The following is a 12,057-nucleotide window of genomic DNA, read 5'->3' as shown; positions in this document are numbered from 1 at the left end:
AGAGGTATATTTACTTGATTTAGCCATTTTAACCTTCTTTTTACATCGTCGACCTACACAGATCGCACTTCAACTTGTGATCTAGATACTATGTAAAAGTTAGTGAAAGTTTAATAGGCAGCGCAAACAACGCCTTTCGAATAAAGGCTAAAAATGTACATTTTAAATTACAAATTTGTATTTAAAAATAAACACCCGCCATTTAGGCGGGGTGAAGCAACCTCAAGTGTAAAATAAATATTACACTAAAACACCTTAAATGCGTTATCTAGGTCATCCATGATATCTTGCACATCTTCTAAACCGATAGAAATGCGGATCAAGCCATCTGAGATCCCTGCAGCTTGACGCTCTTCAGGCGTGTACGGTGAGTGTGTCATTGATGCAGGGTGTTGAATAAGGGTCTCTGGGTCACCTAGGCTCACAGCCAAGGTACAAAGCTCTGTTGCGTTAATAAATGCTTCGCCATCTTTTAGACTGCCGTTAATCTCAAATGCAATAACGCCGCCTGCTCCTTTCATTTGCTCGCCTAGGAATTTGTAACCTGGGTGAGATTTAAGTCCGGGATAAAATACTTTGCTGACTTTTGGATGCATCTCCAAATATTCAGCGACTTTTTGCGCGCTTTCACAGTGTCGAGCCATACGCACGGCCAAGGTTTTTAATCCACGGTTTATCAGCCAAGCATCATGCGGACTGATAGTGGCACCGATGTCTTTCAACACCGTTAATTTGATAAGCTCAATGTGCTCTTTTGAACCACATACGATGCCAGCAACCACATCTCCGTGACCATTTAAGTACTTGGTTGCACTGTGAATAACGATATCAATGCCAAAGTGCTTAGGCTTTTGCAAAAGTGGCGTCATAAAGGTGTTATCGATCACACTAATTAGTTTATGCTGCTGAGCAAAATTACCTAACATGGTGAGATCAAGTACCGTCATATTCGGATTAATTGGTGTTTCTGCAAAGAGCATTTTACTGTTCGGTTTGAGCGCGGCTTGTAACTCGGCTTCGTTGGTCATATCAACAAACGTCACTTCAATACCGAATTTAGGTAGCATGTGCGCGAACAACGCGAAGCTGCAGCCATATAAAGCACTAGAAGCAATAAGATGATCGCCTTGCTGTAAAAAGCTCAGCACTGATGCAGATACAGCGCCCATACCCGTTGCGGTTGCCGCCGCGTCTTCCATTTCTTCCAACTGTGCGAGCTTTTGTTCAAGCTCTCGCGTTGTTGGGTTACCCAAACGCGTATAGATATATCCAGCTTCTTCACCGGCAAAGCGAGCTGCACCTTGCGCTGCATCTTTAAAAGCAAAAGTTGAAGTTTGATATAGAGGGGCGGTCAATGCACCGTGTGGATCGTTAAAGTGCTCTGGGCCGTGAATACATTGCGTGTTGTCATGATACTTCTTCATAAATTAACCTGTTAACTTATTATTCTTTAATTGATTTATCTAATAAATAAGTCAGCAGGCTAAAATGCACAAGCAAGCCAGACGCTAAGATGGCTAGCTTATGTCATTCGCATATAGCAAGGTGTACAAAATTGTTGTCACCTCACTTTGTGTTATTTCACTTTGTCTGCTTGGTCTGCTCGTTTAAGTAGCGTATTGACCAACTGATTAACCGTAGATTTAAGTAAACTCGGTTTATGTTCTAAGCGTGGTAGTGGTCTACATAATTCCATGGCTTTGTAGCCCAAGCGTGCGGTAAAAACGCCTGCACTTAAGCCCTGCCCTGCGCGAGCTGATAGCCTCCCCAATAACTCAGCACCTAAGCTTGTCGCAGCCAAGTCTGATACCAACTCTGTTGCCCCAACAAACACCATTTGTTTTACGAGTAACTTGTATAGGGTGATACGACTCCGATAGCCAAGTTTAATGCCATAGTGCTTGGTGATCGCTTCAATTAAATGCACGCCACGCCAAAGCACGGCAAGCATATCCAAAAGCGCCATTGGACTCATTGCCACCAGCATCGCACTAGTTGTGGCGTGCTGATTGATAATTTGCTTGGCTTTTTGGTCGTGTGATTGCAATAAGCTCGACTCATACAACTGTAATACTTCTTTGTCGGTGTGGTGTGCCTGAATTGATGCTTTAAACTCAGCCACTTGCTGCTGAGGATGATGCTTAAGCACGCTCTCAAGCCAGCTTTGAGCCTCACCGATTTGCGTACTATTAAGTAACCGCAGTCCGTCTTGTTGATGGTGCTGATGATATTTCAAACGCTTAAGTGCAACGGATTCTCTCACCAAAAATACCGCCGCGCTAATTATCGCTAAGATCAAAACACTGCTATACAGCAAAGCCAATAACCAAGACTCGTTCATAGCCTCGATAACGCTATAAACACTCTCTACAACCACAAGCACTAACAAGCTGATAAAAAATAGTTTGCCAAAACTAACGCGTTTTGGAGCATTCGAAAACACCTGCTCCAATTCGACTTCATTATTCTCGGGCAATTCCACATCCGTACTTGGAGCGCTTTCAACGTGACTTTGTTGCCCGTCAAAGCGTTTGCCATGTGCGTGATTTACGCCATCACTAATTTGCTCATCTTCAGGTGCATGCTGTGTTTTAATACGTCTACCTGCGCGCAGTTCATTACCTTGATTCATGCTAGCTTATCTCCAATTAAAAACTGCAACGCATGGTCAAGACGAACATGATGCAAATTACCTTGTTGCGCTTTTTGCGGATAAAAAGACAAAAATTCAAAGCCGTGTTCAGGCCATTGACCTGCTGATAAACAGTGATTTGGTGGCTGTGGAGGTAAATAGGTTGTCCATTGCTGCTCACCAAGTACCTTGCCATAAACACACTCTAAATGCTGACCATTGTCTTTGATTACCTTCGTTTGAGTGCTTTGTACAGACGAAATAGCCATTGTATCTACCGACACGCCAGAAAAACGCAGCTCGTTTGCTTGTTCCCCTAACATGTCGTTAAGCAATAAGGCGATATCAGCCCGCTGCGAGGGACTGACATGATCACACTTATTTGCCGCAAACAGCACTTTATCTATCTTTGGGTAAAACAACCGTTTTAAAAATCCTGATTTTCCGTAATCAAATACCTGCATCACATGCGCAAGTGCCTCACGTTGCTCTTGTAACGTGTCAGGCCCATCATTGAGAGCACTTAAAACATCTACCAGCACTAATTGCCTATCAAACTGGCAAAAGTGTTGTTTGTAAAAAGGCATCACAACTTGTTGTTTATAAGCTTCGAAACGAGCTTGAAGCTGTTGGTATTGACTGTGCTCACGGACCTCATTGAGCGCTTTAGTAGGAAAGAATAACAGTATTGGCGCGCCCGCTAAATCAGATGGAATAAGCATTCTGCCCGGTTGTAGCTGGGCTAATTTGGTTTCGCTTTTAAGTGTACTGAGTAGCTGCTGATAACTTTGTGCCAGTTTTTTTAGTTCTTGTTCATCGACTTTGGCATTGCTATCAAAGGTATCGAGCAACGATAAAAAGGCTTCACTGTAACCTTTGTAGGCATCACGCTGCAGCAACTCCAGCGTTGCTTTGCTCCATGTTTGGTAATCCTGTGAGAGCATAGGTAGATCAGCCAACCATTCGCCCGGATAATCTATGAGCTCCAAATATACCGTGCTAATTGGGGATAGATGCGCACGTAGACCGCTTTCACAATGAAATTTCAGCGCTAAGGTCAACGTGTTAATCCGTTGTGTTGAAGGGGGCCAAGTGGGTTCATCCGCCAACAAGCAACTACTCGCTGATTGGTAATCAAAGGTTGGAATATCAAGGGCTCTTTGCGGCACCTGTTTTGCTGCAATTAAACGCCCTTCTCTGACGACATCAAAAAAAGGTAAATTTTGTTTTGTAGCTTGGCTGGTTAAATGTTTTACAAGTGCGGTAATAAATGCGGTTTTGCCACTGCCACTAAAACCTGTGACGGCTAACTTGATGTGTCGGTCCAGACTACGGTTGAATGCTTTTTGAGTATTACTTTTGAGTTTTTCGAGGGCTTTTTGAGTAACAAATTTGGCTTTCATAAAAACGTCGGTTCCCTCTTTAAGATCTAAGCGCTGTGGCGTTTATACGCCACATATGCTTTTTACTACTGTTACAGCTTGTTGATTTCTCTGCTCACTGTAAACTCACTTGATGTCACGTATGTTTCCATACTTTGAATGCGTGTATCAAGGCGCGTTAATCGCTCTTTAAGGTCAAATAAGGCTTGTCTTGGCGGCTCACCCTTTTGCCATACTTTAAATTTAACTGAAATTGGATCTTCGTCCTGCTCCTTGTTGTAGGAAGAGTGTGTCATCGGCTTCTTATCTAAAATAAACCAACAAGCAACGTATGCTACAACGAACAAGGGTCCGCCAGACAACAGCACTGCTGTTATAAATAGTATGCGTACTAACCACAGCTCCATATTAAAGTAGTCACTTAAGCCCGCGCATACTCCAGCTATTTTGCCTCGCTTTGGGTCGCGGTATAATTCACGTTTGCTGCTACTCATACTTTGCGTCTCCATTCAGGTGCTTCTTGATCAAGCAAAGCTTCTAATGTCTCTACGCGCTCTGCCATTTTCTCAGCTTTGCTTGCAAGCTCTAAAAGCTGACGGTGTTCATGTTCGCTTAAACCTTGACTTACCTGCTTTTTACTGCGGTAGTGTAAAATTAACCACAATGGGGCAACTACCACCATAAAAAGAATGATCGGGGCTACTAAAATATCTAAGTCCATAATTGCTACTCCAAACAATGGGCGTATTCGGTTGTGCGGCATCTATTGATTTAGTGCAATAGATGCCACTTAAGTTCACTTACTTTTTGCTAGCTTCTTTTTAAGTTCCGCTAACTCATCGTCAATTTTTTCATTTTTTTGTAGGTCTGCTATTTCATCTGCTAATGATTTTTTGCCTAAATCATAAGACTCTATTTGAGATTCTAGACCATCAATCTTGCTTTCATAGCGTTCAAAACGATTAAGCGCATCTTCAACTTTTGAGCTATCAAGCGCCTTTTTAACTTCTAAGCGAGATTCTGCAGAGCGTTGACGCAGCACAATTGCTTTTTGTCTTGCCTTTGCATCCGCTAACTTTTCTTGTAGCGTAGCAACTTCTTGTTGCAACTTATCAATGTGTGTTTCAACATGCTCCAGCTCAGACTTAACGCTGTTTGCAGCTTCTTCAGACTTTTGTCGTTCGATCAGTGCTGCTCGTGCTAAATCTTCACGATCTTTGCTCAAAGCTAATTCTGCTTTTTCCTGCCACTGCTGAGTTTGCTCATTTAACTGCTCAACACGACGTGACAACTCTTTCTTTTCTGCCAAGGTTTTAGCCGAAGTAGAGCGAACCTCAACTAATGTATCTTCCATTTCTTGGATGATAAGGCGTACCATTTTTTCAGGATCTTCCGCTTTATCTAAAATGGCATTGATATTAGAATTAACGATATCTGCAAAACGAGAGAAAATTCCCATAATCTTTACCTCTTTGGTTTATAAATTTGAATCACTGGTCAGGTATGTATCAAATTGCTTGCCAACTTTTCAAAAGCGTAAAAATCAATATTTATCATGATGTTATATCTTTTTAAAAAAATCTTTAGTTACGTGCTTTTTTCAAATACACTAACAGTTAGCAAAAATAACTAAGAGTTAGGCAATATGAGCCAATTTCGCCAACAGGATAATCTGCTCGGCCAATCAGACAGCTTTTTGGCTGTGTTAGACCAAGTCTCGCAACTGGCGCCGTTAGAAAAACCCGTACTCATTATTGGTGAACGCGGTACCGGTAAAGAGCTCATCGCGGCACGATTACACTATCTGTCAGAGCGTTGGGAGCAAAACTATATTAAGCTAAATTGCGCTGCACTCAACGAAAACTTACTTGAAAGTGAATTGTTTGGTCATGAAAGTGGCGCATTTACCGGTGCAAGCAAACGACACGAAGGTCGTTTTGAACGAGCCAATGGCGGCACACTCTTTTTAGACGAATTAGCAAATACCTCAGCCATGGTACAAGAAAAACTACTGCGCGTAATTGAATATGGTGAGTTTGAACGTGTTGGTGGTAAAAGTACGGTAAAGGTAGATACCCGTTTGGTATGTGCAACCAACGAAGATTTACCAACCTTAGCCGACAATGGTGAGTTTCGTCATGACTTACTTGACAGGCTCGCATTTGATGTAATTACTCTACCTCCGCTTCGAGCTCGCCAAGAAGACATTTTGCTACTGGCAGAGCAGTTTGCAATTAATATGGCACGCGATTTAAATTGGTCATTGTTCAGTGGTTTTACACGCAAAGCGACTGACAAACTATTAGAGTACGATTGGCCTGGTAATATTCGCGAGCTTAAAAATGTGGTTGAACGTAGCTTGTATCGCCATGGCAGTGAAAGCCTGCCAGTACACAATATCGTTTTAGACCCTTTCGAAAGCCCACATAGACCCACACAACGAGTAAAAGCAAAAACGGTAAATGAACCAGCGCCAACTATTATCTACAGCGACGCGGAACAACAACCAGCAGCACCTGAGCAATTAAAACAACAAGCCGATATCACGTTTCCATGCGACCTTAAGTCGCTCTCTAACGAGTATGAGATTAATTTAATACAAAATGCGCTAAAACATAGCCAATTTAACCAAAAGAAAACTGCACAAATGCTTGGTTTGACGTATCATCAGCTACGTGGATATTTGAAAAAATACAATCTGTTAGACTCGGGTCAAAAACAAGAGGCATAGATGTGCGTAATTTGCTACTAGGTGCGCTGTGTACGTACTTATTAGGCTGTATTGATGCAAGCCAACAAACCATTAGAAAAACACAAGGGTTAGTTTATTGTGCCGAAGCTAATCCTGTCTCGTTCAATCCACAAGTGACAACGACTGGCTCCACAATAGATATTATCGCCAGCCAGCTCTACGACACTTTGCTCAGTATTGACCCCGAAACCGCCGAGTTTAAGCCCGAACTTGCCTCCAAGTGGCAAGTTAGTAATGATGGTAAAACCGTCACCTTTTACTTACGCCAAGATGTGCAGTTTCATAACACCGACTATTTCACACCAACACGCAAATTGAATGCTGACGATGTCGTATTCTCATTTGGTCGACTCTTTGATGTTTATAACCCCTACCATTTCGTAGGTGATGCAAACTATCCTTATTTTCAAAGTGTTGGCCTTGATCAGTTGATACGCCAAGTCGTCAAGGTTGACGACTATACTGTGCGTTTTGAACTATTTAATGCTGAAAGTAGCTTTTTATCTAATTTAGCCACTGACTTTGCGGTCATTTTATCCAAAGAGTATGCTGACAATCTGGCGCAGGTAGAACGCAAAGACTTATTTGATATTTATCCCGTTGGTACCGGTCCATTTAAATACAAAAACTACTTACGCGACAACCTGATCCGTTACCACCGCAATGAACACTATTGGAAACATACAGTACCGATGCAACAACTGGTCTTTGACATCACCACCAATGGCACCAGTCGCATTGCTAAAATGCTTACCAAAGAGTGTGATATTACAGCTCACCCCAGTGCGACACAGTTAAGTGTGCTAACCGAGCGTGACGATATTCAGGTTGAAAAAGCCCCGAACCTAAACATTGGCTATTGGGCGTTTAATACGGAAAAACCACCATTTGACAATTTGCTCGTACGCAAAGCATTGGCTTATTCAGTCGATTTTGAAAAAATCATGCAAGCGGTGTTTTATGGTAATGGAATAATTGCTCGCTCACATTTACCCCCCTCGTCTTGGGCATTTGAAGCACAAAGCAACATGCCCACATATAACCCAGAGTATGCGAAACTACTACTTAAAGAAGCGGGGTTTGAAAACGGCTTCAGCATGACCCTTTGGGCCATGCCTGTCTCTCGAATATACAACCCGAATGCTCGTAAGATGGCCGAATTGATCCAAAGTGATTTAAAACAAATTGGCATCAACGCTCGTATTGTTGAGTATGAATGGAATACCTTTTTGGAGCGCGTTGGTAACCATGAGCACGACAGTGTGCTGTTAGGTTGGGCCGCGGATACACCTGATCCTGATAACTTTTTTAGTCCACTGCTTAGCTGCACAGCCACATTTAGTGGCAAAAATCCATCTAACTGGTGTAATCCAGAGTTTGATCTATTGTTGACTCAAGCGCTTGATGTAACAGATATAGAGCAGCGCAAGGTGTACTACCGACAAGCCCAAAAAATGATTATTGAGCAACTACCTCTTGTGCCCATCGCGCATGGTATGCGCTTTCAAGCAACCAGCAGTGACCTTAAAGACATTTCCCTACGCCCTTTTGGCGGGATCTCTTTAGGAAGAGCGAGGCGTGAATAATGCTATTTGAATACTTATTAAGACGGTTCAGCTTATTACTGTTTATGGTGTTTACGCTCACCGTATTTACCTTTTCGCTGAGCTACATGTTTCCAGGCGAATTACTCAGCAACGTGACAGGACAACTGCATCCTACGTACGAGCAAAGTAAGGCGCTTACGCTCAAGTATCATTTAGATGAGAGTATATTTATTCAGTACCTCGCCTTTTTAGAACGAATAGTACACGGTGACTGGGGCTTATCATTGTCTTCGGGCCAATCGGTTTTTGAGCATGTTGTAAAACTCTTTCCGGCAACGCTAGAGCTATGTATTTACGCGTTAGCTGTGGCTATCATTTTTGGTATTCCAGGTGGAATTATCGCCTCTGCTTATCACAAACGCTGGCCAGAAAAAGTAATTAACTCTTTAAGTTTATTAGGCTTTTCAGTCCCCATATTTTGGCTCGCGCTATTGCTTATTATGGTGTTTTGCTTAGGATTGGGCCTATTCCCAATGTCAGGACGTATTGGCCTATTGTATGAAGTTGAACCAATTACCAACTTTATTTTGCTTGATATTATCCTGCAGGACTTCCCTTACGAAGGACTGGCCTTTGTAGATGCACTGCACCATTTAGCTTTACCTACCGTGGTGTTGGCAATGTACCCTACAACCGTTTTGATCCGCTTTACCAGAGACTCGATGTTAGATGTGTTAGAGCAAAACTATATCAAAACAGCCCGTGCTAAAGGCTTAAACCGCCGTCAGTTGATCATGCATCATGCGCTGAGAAATGCGCTTTTACCCGTCATCAAACAAATTGGTTTGCAATTTAGTACGCTGATCACTTTAGCGATGATCACCGAAGTCATATTCTCATGGCCTGGGGTTGGTCGCTGGCTAATTGATAGCATTTATCAGCGCGACTACCCTGCAATTCAAGGCGGCTTATTGGCCGTTTCGATGTTTGTTATTTTAGCAAATATGGTGGCAGAGTTTAGCCACACCTTGTTCGATCCTCTATCGAGAAATCAAGCCCATGGCAAAGTTTAGTTTATTTAGTGAAGAGTCAAACCGCTCGCCACTGTCTCGATTGTGGCGTAAGTTTAAATCAAACCACCCTGCATTGGTTGGCCTTTGGGTGTTTGTAGCCCTGACATTACTGGCTATCACGGCTCCAGTTATAGCGCCTTATGGTATCAACCAGCAGCATGGCGATGCGCTTTTACTACCACCATCTTGGCATGAATTGGGCGATGTACGCTTTATTCTTGGCACAGATGACTTAGGTCGTGACGTGCTCTCTCGATTAATGAACGGTGCAACCTTCACCTTTGGCTTGTCTATTGTTGCAGCCTTAGTGACCACATTCATTGGCGTGGTCCTTGGCACACTTGCTGGAATAAGTAAGGGGTTTCGTTCAAGTTTACTCAATCACCTGTTGGACATTACCTTATCTATTCCTTCTTTGCTGCTGGCTATCATTATTATTGCCGTGCTTGGACCTGGCTTGCTCAACACCGTTTGGGCCATCATTTTTGCGTTGCTACCGCAGCATGTTCACTCAGTTAGGAACCTCGTGGTAGAGGAATTAAATAAAGATTATATCAGCGCATTTCGTTTAGATGGCGCTTCTAAATGGCAAATATTAACGCGCGGCGTATTACCTAATATTTATGAGCATATTGTGGTTATTTTTACTATGGCCCTGTCAACAGCAATACTCGATATTGCAGCGTTAGGCTTTTTGAAATTGGGCGCGCAACCACCTACCACAGAATGGGGCGCAATCTTGGCTGAAAACCTCAGTCTGATTTACCTTGCACCTTGGACCGTTGGCTTACCGGGTATGTTATTATTTATCGCCGTGCTATCTACCAACTTAGTAGGTGATGGTTTAAGGCAAGTGCTAAAGGGCCGAAAGGTAGATTAATGCAGCTATTAGACATTCGTAATTTGACCATAGAGTTACATACCGAAGAAGGTGTGATCAGAGCCGTTGACCGCATAAGCTTAAGCCTTAAAGAAGGTGAAGTACATGCGCTGGTTGGCGAATCTGGATCTGGCAAAAGCCTAATCGCTAAAGCAATCGTTGGGGTGTTGAATAAACGCTGGACGGTCACGGCAGATAGAATGCATTGGCAAGGTGTTGACTTAATGAGATTGAGCCCTGAAAAACGCCGAAAAATCGTCAGTCGAGATATGGCAATGATTTACCAAGAGCCAAGCCGAAGCTTAGACCCAACGGCCAAAATCTATGAGCAAGTTGCAGAATCACTACCAGACAGCAGTTTAAAAGGCAGCTTTTTTTCGCGCAGTAATGAGCGCAAAGATAAGGTCAAAGCGCTCCTTCACAAAGTAGGCATTCGAGACGATAAAAAGGTGGCCAGCAGTTACCCACACGAGTTATCAGAAGGGGTCTGTCAAAAAGTGATGATAGCAATGGCGATTGCACGTAGCCCTAAGCTGTTAATTGCCGATGAACCCACTACCGCCCTAGAAAGCGTGGCAAAAGCGCAGGTTTTCAGGCTCTTAAAAAGCCTTAACCAATTGAAAAATATGTCGATATTGATGATCTCTCATGAGCTTGAAGAGATCACCGAATGGTCACATGCAATGCATGTTTTGTATTGCGGACAGATGGTTGAAGCAGGTCCGACCGATAAAGTATTTAACACCCCTTACCATCCGTACACACAAGCACTGGTGAAGAGCTTACCTGACTATGCGCAGGGTTTAGCTCACAAAGAACCCTTTTATGCGCTAAAAGGGACAATACCACCACTGCAACATTTACCGATTGGTTGTCGCCTTGGCCCTCGCTGTCCTCAAGCGCAAAAACAATGCGTTGTCACACCACCTCAAAGTAAAGTTCATAGTCATACTTATGCTTGTCACTTTCCACTTGTTAAGGAAAAAGCCAAATGCAGCCGCTCTTAAAAGTTCAAGGCCTTAATAAATCGTTTTGTACCCGAGCGGGCGTATTTAAACGTAAGCATGCCAGAGTACTTAGAGATATTTCGTTCTCCGTTGGTCATGGTGAAACCTTGGCTATTATTGGTGAAACCGGCGCAGGAAAAAGCACCCTCGCGCGAGTGCTCGCCGGTGCCGATCACTCAGATAAAGGGCAAATATTACTAGATGGCGATACCATCGAAGATGATGGACTACGGTGTGAAGAATGTCGTCACATTCGACTAATTTTCCAAGACCCTACTCGCTCACTGAATCCGGGTTTAACCATCGGTGATATGCTTGATGATTGTCTGCGACTCAATACCGAGCTTACCAAAGCGCAACGCGATAAAAAAATTAAGCACACACTGACTCGTGTAGGTCTACTGACTGAACATTATGAGTATTACCCACATATGTTTAGTGGTGGTCAATTACAACGTGTCGCGCTGGCTAGGGCACTTATTTTAGACCCAAAAGTGGTGGTATTAGATGAAGCGCTTTCCTCTTTAGATCCATCAGTTCGGGCGCAAACCGTTAACTTACTTTTAGAATTACAAAGAGACTCAGGCTTGAGTTATGTGCTTATCACCCATCACCTAAGTTTGGTTAAGCATATGAGCGACCAATTATTGGTATTAAATAAAGGTAAGGTAGTGGAGTATGGTGATACTTTATCGATATTTGCAGCGCCTAAATCAAAAGTGATGCAGCGTTTGTTAAACGTATAACACGTATCAAGATAAAAAAGGAAGGCTGAGCCTTCCTT

General features: G+C 43.0%; 12 protein-coding genes. 6 read left to right on the top strand and 6 right to left on the bottom strand.

What is annotated here, in order from left to right; all coding sequences use genetic code 11:
- Positions 1-245 precede the first annotated feature (245 nt).
- From HC733_RS16825 to pspA, 6 genes are all read right to left on the bottom strand, one after another.
- Entirely contained in the window at positions 246-1,424 is a 1,179-nt protein-coding gene (locus tag HC733_RS16825; RefSeq protein ID WP_190366167.1) for a trans-sulfuration enzyme family protein, read from the bottom strand.
- A gap of 152 nt (positions 1,425-1,576) precedes the next feature.
- Positions 1,577-2,632, bottom strand: a complete 1,056-nt coding sequence (locus HC733_RS16820; RefSeq protein ID WP_190366166.1) for a TIGR01620 family protein — start codon at positions 2,630-2,632, stop codon at positions 1,577-1,579.
- Positions 2,629-4,035, bottom strand: coding sequence for a YcjX family protein (locus HC733_RS16815; RefSeq protein ID WP_190366165.1), 1,407 nt, complete (start codon positions 4,033-4,035; stop codon positions 2,629-2,631). Before HC733_RS16815 ends, HC733_RS16820 begins: the two co-directional genes overlap by 4 nt.
- Positions 4,036-4,106: 71 nt before the next feature.
- Positions 4,107-4,508, bottom strand: coding sequence for an envelope stress response membrane protein PspC (gene pspC / locus HC733_RS16810; RefSeq protein ID WP_190366164.1), 402 nt, complete (start codon positions 4,506-4,508; stop codon positions 4,107-4,109).
- A complete protein-coding gene (gene pspB / locus HC733_RS16805) occupies positions 4,505-4,735 on the bottom strand; it encodes an envelope stress response membrane protein PspB (RefSeq protein ID WP_194710083.1) in 231 nt (76 codons plus the stop codon). Before pspB ends, pspC begins: the two co-directional genes overlap by 4 nt.
- 75 nt (positions 4,736-4,810) lie before the next feature.
- Positions 4,811-5,473, bottom strand: a complete 663-nt coding sequence (gene pspA, locus HC733_RS16800) for a phage shock protein PspA (protein WP_190366163.1) — start codon at positions 5,471-5,473, stop codon at positions 4,811-4,813.
- Positions 5,474-5,659: 186 nt separating this feature from the next.
- Between pspA and pspF the strand changes: the two genes are divergently transcribed.
- From pspF to HC733_RS16770, 6 genes are read left to right on the top strand one after another with little or no spacing between them, the layout of a single operon-like run.
- Positions 5,660-6,745: a phage shock protein operon transcriptional activator gene (gene pspF / locus HC733_RS16795; RefSeq protein WP_190366162.1), complete on the top strand. Its 1,086-nt coding sequence runs from the start codon at positions 5,660-5,662 to the stop codon at positions 6,743-6,745.
- A 2-nt stretch (positions 6,746-6,747) separates the two neighbouring features.
- Positions 6,748-8,352 carry an ABC transporter substrate-binding protein gene (locus tag HC733_RS16790; RefSeq protein WP_190366161.1) on the top strand — a complete coding sequence of 535 codons (1,605 nt, stop codon included), beginning with the start codon at positions 6,748-6,750 and terminating at the stop codon, positions 8,350-8,352.
- The gene (locus HC733_RS16785) at positions 8,352-9,386 is read left to right on the top strand and encodes an ABC transporter permease subunit (RefSeq protein WP_190366160.1); all 1,035 of its coding nucleotides are present in this window, start codon (positions 8,352-8,354) and stop codon (positions 9,384-9,386) included. The genes HC733_RS16790 and HC733_RS16785 overlap by 1 nt, the downstream gene beginning before the upstream one ends.
- Positions 9,373-10,266 carry an ABC transporter permease subunit gene (locus tag HC733_RS16780; protein WP_190366159.1) on the top strand — a complete coding sequence of 298 codons (894 nt, stop codon included), beginning with the start codon at positions 9,373-9,375 and terminating at the stop codon, positions 10,264-10,266. The genes HC733_RS16785 and HC733_RS16780 overlap by 14 nt, the downstream gene beginning before the upstream one ends.
- A complete protein-coding gene (locus tag HC733_RS16775) occupies positions 10,266-11,273 on the top strand; it encodes a peptide ABC transporter ATP-binding protein (RefSeq protein WP_190366158.1) in 1,008 nt (335 codons plus the stop codon). The genes HC733_RS16780 and HC733_RS16775 overlap by 1 nt, the downstream gene beginning before the upstream one ends.
- Complete coding sequence (locus HC733_RS16770) at positions 11,258-12,019, top strand: ATP-binding cassette domain-containing protein (RefSeq protein WP_190366157.1); 762 nt, start codon at positions 11,258-11,260, stop codon at positions 12,017-12,019. Before HC733_RS16775 ends, HC733_RS16770 begins: the two co-directional genes overlap by 16 nt.
- The last annotated feature ends 38 nt before the right edge of the window (positions 12,020-12,057 follow it).

It is taken from the genome of Pseudoalteromonas sp. S16_S37, from assembly GCF_014694405.1.
Taxonomy (GTDB): Bacteria; Pseudomonadota; Gammaproteobacteria; order Enterobacterales; family Alteromonadaceae; genus Pseudoalteromonas.
Note: the sequence above shows the minus strand (reverse complement) of the source record. Positions and strands in the feature narration are given on the sequence as shown.